The sequence below is a fragment of the Caulobacter sp. CCG-8 genome (assembly GCF_037402475.1).
GTDB lineage: Bacteria > Pseudomonadota > Alphaproteobacteria > Caulobacterales > Caulobacteraceae > Caulobacter.
In genome coordinates this window covers 129,351-147,575 of the sequence record NZ_JBBEUD010000001.1, presented here as the reverse complement: position 1 = coordinate 147,575, position 18,225 = coordinate 129,351, and the positions used below count along the sequence as shown (strand labels likewise).

12 protein-coding genes are annotated in these 18,225 nt (G+C 69.2%); all 12 read left to right on the top strand.

Features of this window, described 5'->3' with window-relative positions; genetic code table 11:
• Positions 1 to 4: 4 nt before the first annotated feature.
• The 12 genes from WAE60_RS00575 (at position 5) to WAE60_RS00520 (ending at position 18,204) form a co-directional block, all read left to right on the top strand.
• Complete coding sequence (locus WAE60_RS00575; protein WP_337684356.1) at positions 5 to 859, top strand: amidohydrolase family protein; 855 nt, start codon at positions 5 to 7, stop codon at positions 857 to 859.
• A gap of 26 nt (positions 860 to 885) precedes the next feature.
• On the top strand, positions 886 to 2,187 hold the full coding sequence (locus WAE60_RS00570) for an MFS transporter (protein WP_337684354.1): 1,302 nt from the start codon (positions 886 to 888) through the stop codon (positions 2,185 to 2,187).
• Positions 2,188 to 2,226: 39 nt separating this feature from the next.
• The gene (locus WAE60_RS00565) at positions 2,227 to 3,264 is read left to right on the top strand and encodes a hypothetical protein (RefSeq protein WP_337684352.1); all 1,038 of its coding nucleotides are present in this window, start codon (positions 2,227 to 2,229) and stop codon (positions 3,262 to 3,264) included.
• A gap of 21 nt (positions 3,265 to 3,285) precedes the next feature.
• Positions 3,286 to 4,143 (top strand): aldolase/citrate lyase family protein, encoded by an 858-nt coding sequence (locus WAE60_RS00560; RefSeq protein ID WP_337684351.1) that lies wholly within the window; start codon positions 3,286 to 3,288, stop codon positions 4,141 to 4,143.
• 214 nt (positions 4,144 to 4,357) lie between these two features.
• Positions 4,358 to 5,902 (top strand): acetolactate synthase large subunit, encoded by a 1,545-nt coding sequence (locus WAE60_RS00555; RefSeq protein WP_337684349.1) that lies wholly within the window; start codon positions 4,358 to 4,360, stop codon positions 5,900 to 5,902.
• 18 nt (positions 5,903 to 5,920) lie between these two features.
• Positions 5,921 to 6,820 carry a hypothetical protein gene (locus tag WAE60_RS00550; RefSeq protein WP_337684348.1) on the top strand — a complete coding sequence of 300 codons (900 nt, stop codon included), beginning with the start codon at positions 5,921 to 5,923 and terminating at the stop codon, positions 6,818 to 6,820.
• Positions 6,821 to 7,083: 263 nt separating this feature from the next.
• A complete protein-coding gene (locus WAE60_RS00545) occupies positions 7,084 to 9,903 on the top strand; it encodes a TonB-dependent receptor (protein ID WP_337684347.1) in 2,820 nt (939 codons plus the stop codon).
• Positions 9,904 to 10,598: 695 nt separating this feature from the next.
• Positions 10,599 to 10,979, top strand: coding sequence for a response regulator (locus tag WAE60_RS00540; protein ID WP_337684346.1), 381 nt, complete (start codon positions 10,599 to 10,601; stop codon positions 10,977 to 10,979).
• Positions 10,979 to 12,058, top strand: a complete 1,080-nt coding sequence (locus WAE60_RS00535) for a YaiO family outer membrane beta-barrel protein (protein ID WP_337684345.1) — start codon at positions 10,979 to 10,981, stop codon at positions 12,056 to 12,058. Before WAE60_RS00540 ends, WAE60_RS00535 begins: the two co-directional genes overlap by 1 nt.
• A complete protein-coding gene (locus tag WAE60_RS00530; RefSeq protein ID WP_337684344.1) occupies positions 12,058 to 13,104 on the top strand; it encodes a HEAT repeat domain-containing protein in 1,047 nt (348 codons plus the stop codon). The genes WAE60_RS00535 and WAE60_RS00530 overlap by 1 nt, the downstream gene beginning before the upstream one ends.
• Positions 13,101 to 14,531 (top strand): glycosyltransferase family 2 protein, encoded by a 1,431-nt coding sequence (locus tag WAE60_RS00525; protein ID WP_337684343.1) that lies wholly within the window; start codon positions 13,101 to 13,103, stop codon positions 14,529 to 14,531. Before WAE60_RS00530 ends, WAE60_RS00525 begins: the two co-directional genes overlap by 4 nt.
• Positions 14,532 to 14,625: 94 nt before the next feature.
• Positions 14,626 to 18,204, top strand: coding sequence for a PAS domain S-box protein (locus WAE60_RS00520; protein WP_337684341.1), 3,579 nt, complete (start codon positions 14,626 to 14,628; stop codon positions 18,202 to 18,204).
• Positions 18,205 to 18,225 lie beyond the last annotated feature (21 nt).

Sequence of the window (18,225 nt, the reverse complement as noted above, 5' to 3'; positions counted from 1 at the left end):
GGTCATGGCGTCGCAAATCATCGACATCCACCCGCACGTGATCTCGGACGACGAGGGCCGCTATCCGCCGGCCCCGCTGTTCGGCAAGCGGTCCGACTGGTCGCAGGAGCGGCCCTGCGTGGTCGAGACCCTGATCGAGGCGATGGACCAGGCGGGCGTCGCCAAGGCCGCCGTCGTCCACTCCTCGACCACCTACGGCTTCGACAACAGCTATGTGGTCGACGCCTGCAACGCCCACGCCGATCGGCTGATCGCCGTGGGCTCGGTGGACGTGCGGGCGCCGGACGCGGTGGCGACGATCAGGGCCTGGACCGACAAGGGCCTGGCGGGCCTGCGCATCTTCACCGGCGGCAGCACCAAGGACTTCGACCCCAGCGAGCTGGAGGACGAGCGCGCCTATCCGGCCTGGGAGCTGCTGGGCGAGCTGGGCCTGACCATGTGCATCCAGACCGGCCCCGTCGGCCTGCCGCAAGTGCGGGCCCTGGCCGAGCGCTTTCCGAACGTGCCGATCATCCTGGATCACCTGGGCCGCCCGGAGGTGACCGACGGTCCGCCCTACGCGGCCGCCCGGAGCCTGTTCGACCTGGCCGACCTGCCGTCGATCCATCTGAAGCTGACACCCCGGATCATGGGCGACAGCGTCAAGGGCGCGGCCACGCCGGAAACCTGGTTCCCGAAGGTGGTCGAGGCCTTCGGCGCCGACCGCCTGGCCTGGGGCTCGAACTTCCCAACCTCGCCGGGGACGCTGGGCGAGATCCTCGGCACGGCCCAGGATCGCCTGTCTTCGCTTTCCGGCCAGGACCGCGAATGGATATTCGGCAAGACCGCGCTCAAGCTCTATCCGATGCTGGGCGCGTAACGATGAAAAAGCCCGGGGAGGCGAACATGGCCAGCTACAGCGAGACCGCCGCCGGCGGCGCGGCGGCGAACGAAAAGACGGTGCAGGCGCTCTGGGTCCGCTGGGCGATCCTGGCTCTGCTGGCGGTGGGCGCCCTGATCGCGTTCGTCGACCGGACCAGCATCTCCTCGGCCCTGGCGGTGCCCCACTTCAAGGCGCACTTCCATCTGTCGAACCTGGGCCGGGGCTGGATCAATTCGGCGTTCTTCTGGTCCTACGCGGCCATGCAGATCCCGATGGGCTGGGTCGTCGACCGCTATGGCGTCAAGACGCCCTATACGATCTGCTTCGTCCTGTGGTGCGCGGCGTCGGCCCTGACGGGCCTGACGACCACCCTGACCGCCCTGATCGTCATGCGCTTGATCGTGGGCGCCGCCGAGGCGGTGGTGGTGCCGGCCAGCTATCGCTGGATCCGCAACAATTTCCACGAAGGCCAGAGCGGCACGGCCGTGGGCTTCTACATGCTGGGCACCAAGTTCGGCCCCGCCATCGGCGCGCCGGTCGCGGCCTGGCTGATCGCGGCCTACGACTGGCGGGCGATGTTCTTCATCACCGGCGGCGTGGGGCTGGTCTGGCTGCTGCCCTGGCTGTTCATGGTCAAGAACGACCTGCCCAAGAAAGCCGACATGGCCGCGGTCAGGGCCAAGGCCTCGGCCGTGCCCATGAAGAACATCCTGGCCAGCCCGCTGGTCTGGGGCACGCTGGTGGTCAACTTCTGCTACAACTACTTCACCTTCTACTGCATGACCTGGATGCCGGCCTATCTGGTCGAACAGCGCGGCCTGTCGCTGGAAAAGATGGGCCTCTATTCCTTCTTCAGCTTCGCCGGGATTGCCATCGTGGCCCTGGTCGCCGGCTGGACGGCCGACAAGCTGATCGCCCGCGGCGGCGACGCGGTGGTGGTGCGCAAGGCTTTCGTGGTGGCCGGCTTCCTGGTGGCCTCGACCGTGATCCTGGGGGCGCGGGCCACCAACGTGGGCGAAGCCCTGTTCTGGAACGTGGCCTCGCTGTCGGGCCTGGGCCTGGCCACGGCCAACAACCTGGCGCTCTGCCGCCTGACCCTGATCCCCAAGCCCGCCGTCGGCGTGGTCACCGGCGTGCAGCAGGTGGCGGTCAGCCTGGCCGGCATGGTCGCGCCGATCCTGTCGGGCTGGCTGCTGGACGTCAGCGGCGGCTACCAGCTGCCGATGTACGTGATCTTCGCCTTCCTGCTGCTGGGCGCGGTGACGACCCTGTTCGTCCTGCGTCGCGAGTGGGCGCCCAAGGTGCCCGACGGCGTCGTCATCTAGGCCCCCAAGTCCAGGCCAAGTTTCCAAGGAGTACGGCCGATGGCCAAGATCGTGTTCGGCATGGCGGTGCCCCACAGCGGCATGCTGGGGCAGGCGCCCGAGGACTGGCTGAAGAACGGCGAGCGGGACCGCAAGAACCCCGAGCTCTGGTTCCAGAACCGCACCTGGACCTATCCGGAGCTGGAGGCCCATCGCGGCGGCGCCTTCGAGCCCTTCCTGACGCTGGAGGAGCGCACCGAGCGCGCCGGCCGCTGCCGCGCCGCGCTGGACGAGATGGCTGAAGCCTACAAGCGGGCCAAGGTCGATGTCGCCATCGTGCTGGGCAAGGACCAGAAGGAGATCTGGCCCGACCAGTCGCCGTCGATCACGATCTATACCGGCGAAGACGTCCACAACGGCCCGCCCCAGCGCAGCGTCTACGCCCCCGACCGCCACGTGGTGCACAAGGCCTATCCCGAGCTGGCGACCTACCTGATCAAGACCTTCCAGAAGGAGGGGTTCGACCTCAACGACCTTCAGGCCTGGCCCGAGAACGTCTGGATGGCCGAGCGCCAGGGGATGCGGCCGGACTATCCGGTGGTCCCGCACGCCTACAGCTTCGTCTACCACCAGATCATGGGCGACCGGCCGCCGCCGCACGTGCCGGTGCTGTTCAACCTGTTCTATCCGCCGACCCAGCCGTCGATGAGCCGCTGCATCCAGTTCGGCCGCGTGCTGCGCGACGCGATCGAGGCCTGGCCCGACGACGTCCGCGTGGCGGTGATCGCCTCGGGCGGGCTGTCGCACTTCGTCAACGACGAGGAGTTCGACCGCGACGTCATGGGGAAGCTGGCGGCCTACGACTACGACGGCCTGGCCGCCATCCCCGACGGTTACTACCAGTCGGGCACCTCCGAGGTGAAGATCTACAGCATCGTCATGATGGCCCTGCAGCACACCGGGGCGAAGATGACGCTGGTCGACTACGTGCCGTGCTGGCGCACCGCCGCGGGCACCGGAGAGGGCATGGGCTTCATGTACTGGAACCCTGACGAGCCTCCCCAAGACAACAGCCTGGACGCCATCGGCGCGGCCTGACCCCGAGAGAACGAGATCAGCATGAGCGACACCCGCCTGAACGGCGTCATCCGCGCCTGGGAGGCCGGCAAGCCGGTCTTCACCTGCTTCGCCAAGGCCGACAAGCAATCGGCCATCGACCTGTCGGACGCGCCCTATGACGGGCTGGTGTTCGAGATGGAGCACAATCCCTGGGACATGGCCGCCCTGGGCGATGCGCTGCAGTATCTGCTGAACCGCAAGCAGATCCACTCGGCCGCCAGCCTGGCGCCCCAGGTGACCCCGATCGTCCGCATCCCGGCCAACGGCGTGGAGATGAACCAGGCCTACGCCAAGCAGGCCCTGGACCGGGGCGTCTACGGCGTGATCTGGCCGCACATCAACGACGTGGCCCAGGCCTACAACGCCGTCTCGGCCTGCCGCTACGGTCGTCCGAAGAACGCGCCGCTGTACGAGCCGCGCGGGGTGCGCGGCGACGGGCCGGCGACCGCCGCCCGCTACTGGGGTCTGTCGCAGGCGGAGTACTACGCCAAGGCCGACGTCTGGCCGCTGGCCCCGCAGGGCGAGCTGCTGGTCGGGCTGATGATCGAGAGCGTCAAGGGCGTCGAGAACCTCGACGAGATCCTCAAGGAAGTGCCCGGGATCGGCTTCGTGCTGATCGGGGAGGGCGACCTCAGCCAGGAGATGGGCCTTCCGCGGCAGTACGACCATCCGGACGTCCGCGACGCCATGAAGAAGGTCGCCGACACCTGCGTGCGCCGCGGCGTGCCAGTCGGCAATCCGCACACCAACGCCGGCAACCTCGAGCGCCTGCTGTCGGAAGGCTACCGCTGGCTGATGGCCGCCCCGCAGCGCTCGTACGGCGTGGTCGGCAAGGGCAAGGAGCTGGCGGGGTACTGATTTGGACCGGGGACATGCCCTTGCGGCGTGTCCCCTTCAGCAGCACGGCGCTAGTCGGCGGGGACACGCCACAAGGGCATGTCCCCGGCGCTGAACACCCGGAAATCTATCGCTTTCCGGCCCGTTTGGATTGGGTCGCCGCCCCCTGGAAATGATCTCTCTTCCTTCGAAACGGACGCGCCGCGAAGCGCTTCCGCCGAGTGGAGGAGTAGAGATGAACGGCGCCGAAAGCCTTGTGAACACGCTGGCCGACCAGGGCGTCGAGGTCTGCTTCGCCAATCCCGGCACGTCGGAAATGCACTTCCTGGCGGCGCTGGAAAATCCGCGCATGAAGAGCGTGCTGTGCCTGTTCGAGGGCGTGGCCACCGGGGCGGCCGACGGCTGGTATCGCATGCGCGACACGCCGGCCTCGACCCTGCTGCACCTGGGCCCGGGCCTGGCCAACGGCCTGGCCAACATCCACAACGCCAAGCGCGCCGGCTCCGGGATGGTCAACATCATCGGCGAGCACGCCACCGCGCACCTGAAGTACGACGCGCCCCTGACCTCCGACATCGAAGGCCTGGCCCGGCCGCTCAGCCACTGGGTGCGCCGCGCCGACAGTTCGGCCTCGATCGCCCAGGACACCGCTGCGGCCGTCGCCAAGGCCAACGAGCATCCCGGCCAGATCGCCACCCTGATCCTGCCGGGCGACACCTCGTGGGGCGACGCGGGCCAGCCGCCCAGGACCGTTCGCGCCGCGATCCAGCGCAAGGCGCCCGACCAGGCCCGCGTCGACCATGTCGCCCAGGTCCTGCGCGCCGGCGAACCGACCCTGATCATCTTCGGCGGCAAGGCGATGCGGGGCAGGGCGCTGGACCTGGCCGGCCGCGTCGCCGCCAAGACCGGCGCGCGCCTGGCGACCCAGTTCTTCAGCGCCCGTATCGAGCGCGGCGCCGGCCGCGTGCCGCTGGAGCGCATCCCCTACGCCGTGCCGCAAGCCGTGGCCTTCCTGAAGGGCTTCAAGAACATCGTCACGGTCGAGACCGGCGAGCCGATCGCCTTCTTCAGCTATCCGGACAAGCCCAGCCTGCTGAAGTCGCCCGAGGCCGTGGTCCACAGCCTCGTGACCACCGGCGAGGACAGCGTCCGGGGGCTGGAGATGCTGCTGGACGCCCTGGGTGGCCCGGCCGTGGCGCCGCGTGTCCAGGCCCGCGTCGACAACGGCGTCCCGACCGGCAAGCTGGAGCCGATCAGCATCGCCCACGCCCTGGCCAGCGCCATGCCCGAGCACTGCATCCTGGTCGACGAGTCGCTGACCACGGGCCGCGAGTCGATGGGGCTGACCGCCGGCGCCCTGCCGCACGACACCATCCAGAACATGGGCGGCTCGATCGGCTACGGCACGCCCGTGGCCACCGGGGCGGCCCTGGCGTGCCCCGACCGCCGGGTGTTCTGCATGGTGGGCGACGGTAGCGCCATGTACACGATCCAGTCGCTCTGGACCCAGGCGCGCGAAGGCCTGAACGTCACCACGATCATCTTCGCCAACCACAGCTACCAGATCCTCAAGACCGAATTCGCCAACATGGGCTTCGGCGCGCCGGGCCCGCAGGCCCTGGCGATGATCGACATCGACAAGCCGCGCATCGACTGGGTGGCGATGGGGACCAGCATGGGCGTCCCCTCGCACCGCGTCACCACGGCCGAGGACTTCCACAAGAGCATGGTCAACTCGGTCCGCGAGGCGGGTCCGGTGCTGATCGAGGTCGCGCTCTAGCGCGAGGGGATGGGAACCATGACCGACACCACGACCGACGTCCTGACGCTGAAGACGAACCTGGCCGACTATCCGGTGACCAAGGCCATGAAGGACGGCCGGGTGACCTCCGATATCGTCAAGCTGGACTACTGCGGCCCCGAACAGGCCCACAACGGCTTCAAGGACATGGTCCGCCGCAACCAGTACGACGCGGGCGAGCTGGCCATCGTCACCTACCTGCAGGCCAAGTGCTACGGGAAGCCCTACGTCATGCTGCCGGCCCCGATCTCGGGCCGTTTCCAGCACCACTGCGCCGGTTTCAATAGCGAATTGGGCCATCTGGACCCCCGGGACATCGAGGGCAGACAGGTCGGGGTGCGCACCTACGCCCAGACCACGGGCCTGTGGATCCGGGGCGTGCTGCAGCACGAGTACGGCGTCGACCTGGACAAGGTCACCTGGATGACGGTGGGCGACGGCCACCTGGAGGAATATTCCGATCCGCCCAACTGCGTGCGCCTGCCCAAGGGCTCGGACATCGGCCAGATGATGCTGGACGGCCAGCTGGCGGCCACCCTGCAGGGCGTCGACCTGCCCAAGGACCCGCGCGTGCAGTACCTGGTCCCCGATCCGTTCGAGGCCGCCAAGGCCTGGTACGCCCGCGAACAGGTGGTGCCGATCAACCATGTCTTCGTCGTCCACGAGGACCTCTCGAAGACCCGCCCCGACGTGGTGCGCGAGATCTACCGGATGATCGTCGAGAGCCGCGCCCTGACCGAGGGCGGCCCTCCGGCCGTCTATCCGCCGTTCGGCCTGGAGGCCAACCGCAAGGGCCTGCAGCTGGCGATCGACTGGTCGTTCGAGCAGAAGATCATCCCGCGCAAGCTGTCGATCGACGAGCTGTTCGACGACGTGACCGCGACCCTGGGCGCCTGAGCCGGCGCCGTCGTTGCGCCGGGGTCACCCCGGCGCGCTCTTCTGTCGTTGCAAGGTTTCCTGCGTGCTCCGCAGGTTGAGTTCGCGCGCCTGTTGAATAAGAACGGCGATATCGCAAAACTAATGGACGTATAATCGAATTCTATAGGCGCTGGATTATCGAGTAAGATCATCCTTCCCGTGTTGCGGCGTCGGAACAGGCTGCAAGGAAAGAACGGGACGGACGCGGAGCAACCGCGCCGGACCCGCCCATGGGAGGGATCATGAAGAAGCTCAGCCAGACGGCCGGTCTGCTCGCGGGCGGCAGCCTGCTCGCGCTCGCCGGCGCCGCCTTCGCCCAGGAGGCCGCTCCCGATGCGGCGGCCACGGTCGAGGAGATCGTCGTCACCGGCTCGCGGGTCATCAAGAACGGCGACGCCAGCCCGTCGCCGGTCACTGTGGTCCAGTCCGCCGACGCCCTGCGCGTCCAGCCCGGGACCCTGGCCGACGCGCTCCAGATCCTGCCGGTGTTCGCCGGCTCGCGCGGCTCAGGCGTCAATCCGACCTCGACCGGCAGCGTCGGGGCCGGCAACGCCTCGGCCAACCAGCTGAACCTGCGCAACATCGGCCCCAACCGGACCCTGGTGCTGCTGGACGGCCAGCGCGTGCCGCCGACCCTGCTGAACGGCGTCGTCGACGTCGACGTGATCCCGCAGATGCTGGTCCAGCGCGTCGATACGGTCACCGGCGGCGTCTCGGCCGTCTACGGCTCGGACGCCATGAGCGGCGTGGTCAACTACGTGATCGACAAGAAGTTCGAGGGCCTGCGGGCCTTGGCCCAGACCGGCGTCTCCAGCGAGGGCGACGGCAAGAAGGTCGATGTCGGCTTCGCGGCCGGGACCAAGTTCGCCGAGGGCCGCGGCCACTTAGAGGGCAGCTACGAATATCGCGACGAGAAGGGCATCCCGTATCGCTCGGATCGCGACTGGATGAACCTGTGGGGCGTGGCCGGCGCCGGCACGACCGCCAATCCGTACACGCTGTACAGCAACGTCCACCAGTCCGGTTACACGTTCGGCGGCCTGATCGGCAGCGGTCCGCTGGCCGGCCAGACGTTCGCGACCAACGGCGTCCTGCGTCCGTTCGTGCACGGAACGGCCACCGGCTCGTCGGCCCTCGAGATCGGCGGCGACGGCGCCTATTACGACTCTTCGCTGCTGGCCTCGCTGAAGGGGCAGCAGGTCTTCGGCCGCGTCGACTACGACCTCTCCGACAGCGTGCACGCCTATGTGCAGGTCGGCGGCAACAAGAAGACCAACAGCAACTTCTCGGACTACCTGACCCTCAACAAGGTCACGATGAACTCGCAGAACGCCTTCCTGGCCCCGGCCTACCGGACGGCGATGGCGGGCGTGACCACCTTCACGCTCAGCGAGCTGGTGGCCGACGCCGGGCGGCTGGAGGCCGACTCCAAGTCCGACCAGTGGATTTACACCGCGGGCCTGGACGGCGGGATCGGCGACTACAAGTGGGGCCTGGACTTCACCCACGGCAAGACCGAGCTGAAGACGACCCTGCAGAACAACGTCAACAACCAGCGCCTAGCCGCGGCCCTGGACGCGGTCACCGACGGGTCCGGCAACATCGTCTGCAACGCCAGCCTGACCAATTCGGCCTACGCCAACTGCAAGCCGCTGAACGTCTTCGGCCCCACCGCCGCCAACGCCGACGCGATCGCCTATGTGATGCAGCCCACCCACTACACGGCCGACACGACGATGGACGCCGTGTCGGGCCAGATCGCCGGCTCGCCGGTCAAGACCTGGGCCGGCGACGTCAACATCGCCCTGTCGGCCGAGATGCGGAAGCTGAGCTTCGAGTCCAAGAGCGACGCCCTGCCCAGCGACACGGTCAACTGCACAGGGCTGCGCTACAACTGCACCGTCGGCGGCGCCCTGTGGACCCAGACCTACGCCAGCAGCCCCAAGGTCAGCCAGACCGTCAAGGAAGCGGCGCTGGAAGTCGACGTCCCGCTGCTGAAGGACGCCTCCTGGGCCCAGGCGCTGAACATCAACGGCGCGGCGCGCTACACTGACTACGACACCAGCGGCAACTACTGGACCTGGAAGGTCGGCTTCGACTGGCGGGTCAACGACGCCCTGCGCTTCCGGGGCACCAAGTCGCGCGACATCCGCGCGCCCACGCTCTACGAGCTGTTCGCGCCGGTGAACTCGGTGCCGGTCAATCCGGTGGACCTGCTGACGGGGCTCAGCCCCCGGGTGCCGTCGACCGACCTGTCGAACCCCGACCTGACCGCTGAAATCGGCAAGACGACCACGGCGGGCCTAGTCTGGAACCCGGCTCCAGGCCTCAGCGTCGCGCTGGACGGCTACCATATCACCGTCACCGACGCGATCGCCCAGATCGCCGGCTCGACGGCGGCCTACCAGCAGGCCTGCTACGCCAGCGGCGGCTCCTCGCCGTTCTGCGCCCTGCAGACCCGGCCGAACGGCTACACCGACACCTCGGCGTCCAACGCGGTCACCCGGTGGTACACCAAGTACTACAACATCGCCGAGATCGAGACCTGGGGCGCGGACCTGGAGGTCAACTACGCCGCCACCCTGTTCGACCGCCCGGCCAACCTCCGCTTCCTGGGCGCCTGGCAGCCGCACGTCTACTATCGCCAGCCGGGCGTGACGACGACCGACCAGGGCGGGGTGGCCTTCGGGCCGCTGGGCATGGCCGCGGGACCGTCGCTGCGCATCACCGCCCTGGCCCGCTTCCAGCCGGCGCCGAACGTGACGCTGGACCTTATGGAGCGCTGGCGCGACTCGATGAAGCTGGGCGGCGACCCGACCCAGGTGTGGGCCGACAACCACATCGGCGCCTTCGCCACCACCAGCGTCACCCTGACCTACGAGGTCGAGACGAAGATCGGCAAGACGGACCTGTTCCTGAACCTCCAGAACCTGTTCGACGCGGATCCGCCAGGCGGCGCCTATTCGGGCAACGGCACCCGGGCGGGAATGCGGGACGGCTATGCGATCGGCGACGACGTGCTGGGGCGGTACTTCACCGTCGGCGCGCGCCTGAAGCTGTAAGACGGCGCGCCAGGCGCGACCGAGGGGAGGGCGGGTTCGCTTGGCGCGAGCCCGCCCTTTCCCGTTCCTGGAAGCTCAATAGGGCGGGTTGTCGAACCAGAAGGCCGCCGGCTCGATCGCGGCGTCGAGGCGCCCGGCCGGTGAAGCCGGGCGAGCCGGGCGGGCGCGGCGATCGGACGAGGCCGATGGCCCGGACAGCGCCAAGGCAAGGCGCGGACGCGCTCGGAAAAGGCGGAGGGACTCCGCCGGCTGCCTGTCCATTTCGCACCCTTTTGTGTGTTTTTTGGAGATAGGGGCGGCCGTTCGGGCGGCGCGCCTAGCTCAAACAGCCAAAATCGATGGCTCCGGACGGAAAACTTATCGCCGCGCCTGGTGGGCGTGAGGACCGGCGTGCGGTGCGATGCTCCATCAATTTTCGTGGCGCGCGAGCTTGATGACGTTCGTCTTCGAGGGAACGGCGAGCCGGGGGAGCCGGTTGTTCCCTTGAGATGTGCCGCAGGGACCGAGGCGGACGGTTCGGCGACGCCGTGCGTGCAAGGCTCCAGGCCTGGAAGCTTGAGTGTTGATCGGATCGATTTTGGAGTGTGATCCTCGGCGTCGAAGATCACATTCATCATGTTTGTTCGCGCGGTGTGTTATCGGTTGGGCGAAGTCGATTCTGATATAGTGAAGATTGTTCCGCGAGGAGATGTCCGATGCCAAACGGACTTATTCTAGTCGCCGACGACGACCCACTGCTTCGCAGTATTCTGGAACACAAGCTCACCCGGGCCGGCTATCGGGTGATCCTGGCCGAGGATGGCGGGGCTGCGCTGGAGCAGGCCCGCGCGCTCAGACCGGCGGTCCTGGTCCTGGACGCCATGATGCCCGTGCTCGACGGCTTCGAGGTGCTGCGCCGCCTCAAGGACGACGATCAGACCCGCGACCTGACGGTGTTCATGCTGACGGCGCTCAAGCGCCAGGACGACGTGGTCAGCGCCCTGCAGCTCGGGGCGGCGGACTATCTGGCCAAGCCGTTCAACCCCGACGAACTGGTCGCGCGCCTGGCGCGGCTGTCGCCGAGCGAGGTCGCTTGATGGTCTGGATTCTGGTCGCGGCCCAGGCGGTGGACCCGACCTACGCCGCGGCGGTGGAAGCCCGCACGGCGGGGCGCACCGAGGAGGCGATCGCGGCGTTCGAGGCGCTGGCCCGCCAGCGGCCGGCCGACGCCGACGTGCAGCTGAACCTCGGCCTGGCCTATATCGCGGGCCATCGGTACGACGCCGCCGACCGGGCGCTGGAGGCCGCCTTGCGGTTGGCGCCGGACTATCGCGACGCCCGCCTGGCCTATGCGCGTTCGGCCCTGTTCGCGGGCGATCCGGCCACGGCGCGCAAGCGGCTGGCGCCGCTGTCGGCGACCTCGGCCGGCGATCCCGAGGTCCAGGCCCTGGCGCGCCAGATCGACGGCGCTCCGGCGGCCGCCGCGGCGCCGGTGACCTGGCGGTTGGACCTGGCCCACGCCCGCAGCGAGCTTTCGAACGGCCTGGGCCACTGGTCGTCGACGATCGTCGCCCTGAGTGCGCGACACGGTCGCGACACCGGGGTGCTGTCGGTGGACCGCACGGAGCGCTTCGGACGCGAGGACGTCTTCATCGAAGCCCTGGGCGCGCGGGCCTTCGGCCCCAACCGGGACGCCTGGATCGCCGTGGGCGGGACGCCCGACGCCGACTACCGGCCCGAATTCAGCGTACGCGGCGGCGGTTCGGCGCGGATCGACGCAAAAGGGGCGTGGACCACCCGGCTGGGCGCGGACGCCAGCTGGGCCCGCTACCAGGTCGGCGACGTGCGCGGTCTGCAGCCTTACGCCGTCCTGGCCTGGAAGGAGCGGGTCAGCCTGACGGCGCGCGCCTTCCTCACGGTGGACGAACTGGACGATTTCCGTAGCGGCTATGCGGTGCGCGGCGATTGGAGCCCGCGCGGCGATCTGCGGCTTTACGCCGGCTGGGCCGACGCGCCCGAGAGCTCGTCCGGACGCACGGTGACGGTCCGGGCCGCCTCGGCTGGCGCGGCGGTCGACTTCAGTCGCGCGCTGAGCCTCCAGCTGGGCTTCACCCACGAGATGCGCGACGCCTACGATCGAGACGAGGTGGCGATCGCGTTGACGACGCGGTTCTGATGTCCCCGCTGGCGATCATCTGGATCACGGCCCTGGTCCTGATCGCGCTGGCTCTCGGCTGGATGAGCGGGCTGATCGTCTTGCGCCTGATCAACGAGCGCAGGGCCGGGCGCCTGGCCGCCGACCGCCGGGCCGTGGTCGAAGGGCTGTCGGCCCTGTTGCGCGACGTTCCCGACGCGATCGACGCATTGCGCCCCTACGCCCACCGGGCGCGGCTGATGGCGGACGTGCTGGTCGAGTTCCAGGGGCTGATCCGGGGCGCGGATCAGGAGCGCGTCCTCAGCCAGCTGCGCGAGATCGGCCTGGTCGACGTGCTGGTCGCGCGGCTGGAGCGAGGGTCGCGGGCCGGGCGCCTGACGGTGCTCGAAGCCCTGTCGGCGCTTGGCGGGGAGACCGCGCGGCAAGCCATGCGGCGCGCCATAGGGTCGCCGCGCCCGGAAATCCGCATGGCCGCCGTCAAGGCCCTGGCCGACAACGGCAATCCGCCCAGCATCGGCCGACTGCTCGACTACGCGGTCGGCGGCGAACTGGAGCCGTCCCGCCTCTACGCCGAGCTGCTGCGCCAGGTCGCCGCCGCCGATCCGGCGGCCGCCATGAAGGCCCTCGAGCGCGCCGACCATTCGCCCCAGCTGCGCGCGCTGACGCTGGACGCCCTGGGGTTCTCCGGCGACTACCAGGTGGTTCCGCTGCTGATCGTCTTCGCGGGCCACGCCCATTTCGAGGTGCGCACCGCGGCGGTGCGGGCCTTGGGGCGGTTGCAGCATCCGGCGGGCGAGGGGGCCATCGGCCGCGCCATGGAGGACGAGAGCTGGACCGTCCGTTCGGCGGCGGCCGAGGCGGCCGGGGCGGCGGGCTTCTCACGCCTGGCGGCCGGGCTGGACCGTCTGCTGGGCGACGCCGAATGGTGGGTCCGGTTCCGGGCCGGCGAGGCGCTGTTCGCCCTGGGCGTGGAGGGGCGGGCGGTGTTGCGACTGGCGGCCGGAAGCGAACGCCCGCTGGCCCACCGCGCGGCCGAACTGGCCCTGGCCGAGGGGGACGCGACATGAACGGGCTGCTGCACGAGGCGGCCCACTGGCTGGTCGGCGTCGCCGAGGTCATCGCCGTGGCGGTCATCGTCACAGGCCTGCTGCAGAACCTGCTTTACCTCTGGCAGTTACTGTTGGCCGCCCGAGCCCTGGCCCAGGATCCGTCGATCGGCGCGCCGGCCGTGCTCTGGCGTCGCTTCGCGGACGCCGCCCCGCCGATCACCCTGATGGCGCCCGCCTATAACGAAGCCCTGACCATCGTTGAGAGCATCCGGTCGCTGCTGGCCCTGCAGTATCCGAATTTCGAGGTCATCGTCGTCAACGACGGCTCCAAGGACGAGACCCTGAAGGTGCTGGTCGAGGCCTTCGAACTGACCCCGACCCACCGCCACTACCCCTTGGCCGCGCCCTGCGCGGCGATCCGCGGGCTCTACGCCGGGGCCAAGCAGCCCCGGCTGCTGGTCATCGACAAGGAGAACGGCGGCAAGGCCGACGCGCTCAACGCGGCCCTGAACCTGTCGCGCGCGCCGATCGTCTGCTCGATGGACGCCGACTCCCTGCTCGAGCCCGACGCCCTGCTGCGGGCGGTCCGTCCGTTCGTCGACGATCCCGAGCGCACGATCGCGGTGGGGGGCACCATCCGCATCGCCAACGGCTGCAAGATCGCGTTCGGGCGCGTGGTCGAGGTCGGCGCGCCGCGCAACGTCCTGGCGCTGCTGCAGACGGTGGAATACCTGCGCGCGTTCCTGATGGCCCGGCTGGCCTGGAGCCGCATCTCCGCCCTGACGATCATCTCCGGCGCGTTCGGCCTCTTTCGCCGGCAGGCGGTGCTGGACGTCGGCGGCTACAGCCACGGCACGGTCGGCGAGGACATGGAGCTGGTCGTCAAGCTGCACAAGCACTACCGCCGGCTGGGCAAGCCGTACCGGATCGGCTTCACCCCGGAGCCCGTGTGCTGGACCGAGGCCCCGGAAAGCTGGTCGGTGCTGGCCCGCCAGCGGGCGCGCTGGCATCGGGGCGCGCTGGAGACCTTCTTCCGGCATCGCGACATGATCCTGAACCCGGGCTACGGCCGGATCGGCTTGGTCGGGTTCGGGCACATCCTGCTGATCGACGTCCTGGGGCCGATCATCGAGATCTTCGGCTACGTCCTGATCCCGGCCTTCTGGCTGCTGGGCCTGCTGTCCGCCGACTACCTCTGGGCCATGCTGGCGGTGACCTTCGGATTCGGCATCGTGATCAGCGTCGGCGCCCTGGCCCTGGAGGAGGCCGAGCTCCGCCGGTTCCCCGACGCCAAGAGCCTGTTGATCCTGATGGGCGCGGCCGTCCTGGAGAACTTCGGCTACCGGCAGATCAACAACTTCTGGCGCGTCCGCGGCGCCTGGCAGTTCGTCACGGGCGCCCAGGGATGGGGAACCATGACGCGGAGGGGGTTCAAGACCTCATGACCGCGCCGGGCCAGGGGCAGCATCCGATCGCGCCCGCGGGGCGTTGGATGTTCGCGCCCGTCGGTCCGGCCCGGATCGAAACAGGACTGGCCTGATGCCGGAACTCGAACGCCTCGCCGCGCTGCACGCCCTCCGTATCCTCGACACGGCGCCGGAGCCGGCCTTCGACCAGATCACCGCCCTGGCCGCGCGCCTGTTCGCGACGCCGATCGCCCTGGTGACGCTGATCGACGACCGGCGCCAGTGGTTCAAGTCGAAGGTCGGGCTCGACGTTTGCGAAACGACGCGCGAGGAGGCCTTCTGCAGCCACGCCCTGGCCCTTCCGCCCCGAGGCGTCATGGTGGTCGAGAACGCGCTCGACGATCCGCGCTTCGTCGACAACCCGTTCGTGACGGGCGAGGCGCACATCCGCTTCTACGCCGGCGCGCTGCTGACCGACCGCGACGGCTACAACCTCGGCACCCTTTGCGTGATCGACACCGAGCCGCGCGAACGCCCCACGCCCGAGGCGCTGGAGGAGCTCAAGGCGCTGGCCGGGATGGTGGTCGAGCGCCTGGAGCACATCCGCGACGTGCGGTCCCTGGCCGAGCAGAAGCGAATGCTGACGCTCACCGAGGCGATCTCGGGCGTCGGCCAGTGGCGGTACGACATCCGGACCAACAGGGTGGAATGGTCGGACGAGGTCTTCCGCATCCATGGGGTCGAGCCCGGGACGTTCGACCCGAACGCCGGTGATCGGCTGCAGTTCTACCATCCCGACGACCGCGCGACGGTCTCCAGCACCGTCGCCGTGGTCCTGGCGACCAGAGGCGGGTTCGAACATGAGCTGCGGATCGTGCGCCCCGACGGCGCCGTTCGCCAGGTGCTGGTCCGGGCCACCACCGAGTTGGACGATGCGGGCCAGGTGGTGGCGCTGTTCGGGGTGATCCAGGACGTCACCGATCGCCGCGAGGCTCTGGAAAGCGTCCGCCGGAGCCAGAGCCGATACAAGCTGCTGGCCGACAACATGGCCGACGTGGTCACCCGCATCGCGCTGGACGGCAGCAGCAGCTACATCTCGCCGGCCATCAAGGCGCTGCTGGACTACACGCCCCGCGAAATGGCGGGGCGGTCCGCCGACAGCTTCGTCTACGAACCGGACAGGCCGATCATTCTGGACGCCTTCGCCCAGATGGCCGCCGGCCGCGAGGAGATCGCCGTCCAGCACCGCGCGGCCCATCGCGACGGCCATCCAGTGTGGGTCGAGACGCGCTTCCGGCTGATCCGGGACGAGGCCGGCCAGCCCGCCGAGATGGTGGCCGTCATCCGCGACATCTCCGAGCAGAAGTCGCTGGAAGCCCATCTGCAGGCCAGCGAGGCGCGGGCCAGGCGCGTCATCGCCGACGCCCGCCAGGCCATCGTCACCATCGACGAGCACGACCGGGTCACCGACTGGAACCGACTGGCCGAGACGATCTTCGGCTGGACCACGGCGGAGGCGCTGGGCGCGACCCTGACCGACCTGATCATCCCGCCCGACCATCGCGCCGCCCATGAGGCGGGCATGCACCGGTTCCTCAAGACCCACAAGGGCGCGGTCCTGGATCGGCGCATCGAGATGCCGGCGCGCCGGAAGTCGGGCGAGATCTTCCCCGTGGAGCTGTCGATCAACGCCATCGACGGTCCCGACGGCTGGCAGTTCACCGCGATGATGCAAGACATCACCGAGCGCAAGGCGCAGATGGAGCTGTTCGAGAACGCCTTCCATCACGCTTCCATCGGCATGGCCCTGGTCACGCCCGACGGCCGCTTCAGCAAGGTCAACGACGCGTTCTGCGGGATCGTCGACTATCCCGAGGCCGAGGTCCTGGAGCTGAGGTTCCAGGACATCACCCATCCGGACGACCTGGATCTGGACCTCCATCACCGGGACCGGCTGCTGGCGGGGGAGATCGTCAGCTACACGATGGACAAGCGTTACATCCGCGGCGACGGCACGCCGGTCTGGGTGAATCTGTCGGTGTCCCTGGTGCGCGAACCGGACGGCCAGCCGCTGCACTTCATCGCCCAGGCCCAGGACCTGACCGCGCGGGTGGAGGCCCAGGAGGCGCTGGAGCAGCAGGCCCAGGTGCTGGCCGCCATGGCGACCCAGCTCGCCGACGCCCGCGACGCCGCCGAGGCCGCCAACAACGCCAAGGCCGAATTCCTGGCCAATATGAGCCACGAGCTGCGCACGCCCCTCAACGGGGTGATCGGCTTTTCGCGCCTGCTGGCCCAGAGCCCCGACCTGTCGGCCGAGGATCGTCGCCGGGTCCTGCTGGTGCGGGGCGCCGGCGAGGCGCTGAACGGTCTGATCAACGACGTGCTGGACTTCTCCAAGCTGGAGGCCCGGGCGGTGGAGCTGGAGGCCAGGCCTTTCTCCGTCGGCGACATGGTCTCCGAGGCGCTGTCGATGGTCGAGCCCCAGGCGGCGGACAGGCGAGTTCGACTAGGGATGACGGGCGACCACGGCGACGTGGTGATCGGCGACAAGTACCGGCTGCGCCAGGTCCTGCTGAACCTGCTGTCCAACGCCGTGAAGTTCACCGAGGACGGCACGGTCACCGTGGACCTCGAGGTGATTGAGCTGGGCGAGGCGACGGTCGGGCTGAAGGTCCGGGTCATCGACCAGGGCGTGGGCATCCCGGCCGACAAGATCGGGATGCTGTTCAAGCGCTTCTCCCAGGCGGACGGGGCCATCACCCGCACGTTCGGGGGGACGGGGCTGGGCCTGGCCATATCGCGCGAACTGATCGAGCTGATGGGCGGCGACATCGGGGTCGAGAGCACGCCGGGCGAAGGCTCGACCTTCTGGTTCGAGGTGGTGCTGCAGCGCGGCATCCTGCCCGTCGGCCACGAGAAGGCGGCGGGCGGGCGCGCCATGTTCCCCGGCAAGCGCGTGCTGGTCTGCGACGACGTCGCCCTCAATCGCGAGCTTTGCCAGATCATGGTCGAGCAGCACGGCTGCGGAGTGGACCTGGCCAGCGACGGCGCCGAGGCCGTGGCCGCTGTGTTGGCGCAGCCCTACGACCTGGTCCTGATGGACGTCCACATGCCCACGATGGACGGCCTGGCCGCCACGGCCGCCATCCGGGCCGCCGGCTTCGACCGCCTGCCGATCCTGGCGCTGTCGGCCAGCGGCACGCCGCAGCAGGTCGAGGCCTGCCTGGCGGCCGGGATGAACGGCCATCTGCTCAAGCCCTTGGCCCCGGCCGACCTGGAACGCGCGCTGGTCACGGCGTTCACGGCCTCGGCGCCGGCGTCCGGCCGGGCCGAACCCGTCGCCAGGTCCGGCGAGGATGACGCCGGAGCGGTCGACGCCGACCGGGAAGCGCAACTGGCTTTCGAGGAGTCGATGGGCCCCGAGGCGACCTTGAAGTTCGTGACCATGCTGCAGGGCCAGTTGGAAGGGCGCTTCACGGCCTCGTCCCGTGAAGCGCTGATCGCCGAGGCCCACAAGACCGCCGGCTCGGCCGGCCTGCTGGGCCTGCATCGCCTGGGGAACGCGGCCAGTCGCCTGGAAGCGTGCGGCGTCGACGGGGACGATTTTGAGGCCGCCCTGGCCGGGCTCAGGCACACCGCGGCCGAAGCGCGCGACGACCTCTCGACCTGGGCCGCCCGGCTCGAGCGCGGCCTTGCCGAGGCCGAAGCCTAGGGCCGGCGGTCAGGCCAGAAA

Coding starts and splice junctions, on each gene's coding strand:
- WAE60_RS00575 (WP_337684356.1), top strand. CDS start 5: ATGGCGTCGCAAATCATCGACATCCACCCGCACGTGATCTCGGACGAC.
- WAE60_RS00570 (WP_337684354.1), top strand. CDS start 886: ATGGCCAGCTACAGCGAGACCGCCGCCGGCGGCGCGGCGGCGAACGAA.
- WAE60_RS00565 (WP_337684352.1), top strand. CDS start 2,227: ATGGCCAAGATCGTGTTCGGCATGGCGGTGCCCCACAGCGGCATGCTG.
- WAE60_RS00560 (WP_337684351.1), top strand. CDS start 3,286: ATGAGCGACACCCGCCTGAACGGCGTCATCCGCGCCTGGGAGGCCGGC.
- WAE60_RS00555 (WP_337684349.1), top strand. CDS start 4,358: ATGAACGGCGCCGAAAGCCTTGTGAACACGCTGGCCGACCAGGGCGTC.
- WAE60_RS00550 (WP_337684348.1), top strand. CDS start 5,921: ATGACCGACACCACGACCGACGTCCTGACGCTGAAGACGAACCTGGCC.
- WAE60_RS00545 (WP_337684347.1), top strand. CDS start 7,084: ATGAAGAAGCTCAGCCAGACGGCCGGTCTGCTCGCGGGCGGCAGCCTG.
- WAE60_RS00540 (WP_337684346.1), top strand. CDS start 10,599: ATGCCAAACGGACTTATTCTAGTCGCCGACGACGACCCACTGCTTCGC.
- WAE60_RS00535 (WP_337684345.1), top strand. CDS start 10,979: ATGGTCTGGATTCTGGTCGCGGCCCAGGCGGTGGACCCGACCTACGCC.
- WAE60_RS00530 (WP_337684344.1), top strand. CDS start 12,058: ATGTCCCCGCTGGCGATCATCTGGATCACGGCCCTGGTCCTGATCGCG.
- WAE60_RS00525 (WP_337684343.1), top strand. CDS start 13,101: ATGAACGGGCTGCTGCACGAGGCGGCCCACTGGCTGGTCGGCGTCGCC.
- WAE60_RS00520 (WP_337684341.1), top strand. CDS start 14,626: ATGCCGGAACTCGAACGCCTCGCCGCGCTGCACGCCCTCCGTATCCTC.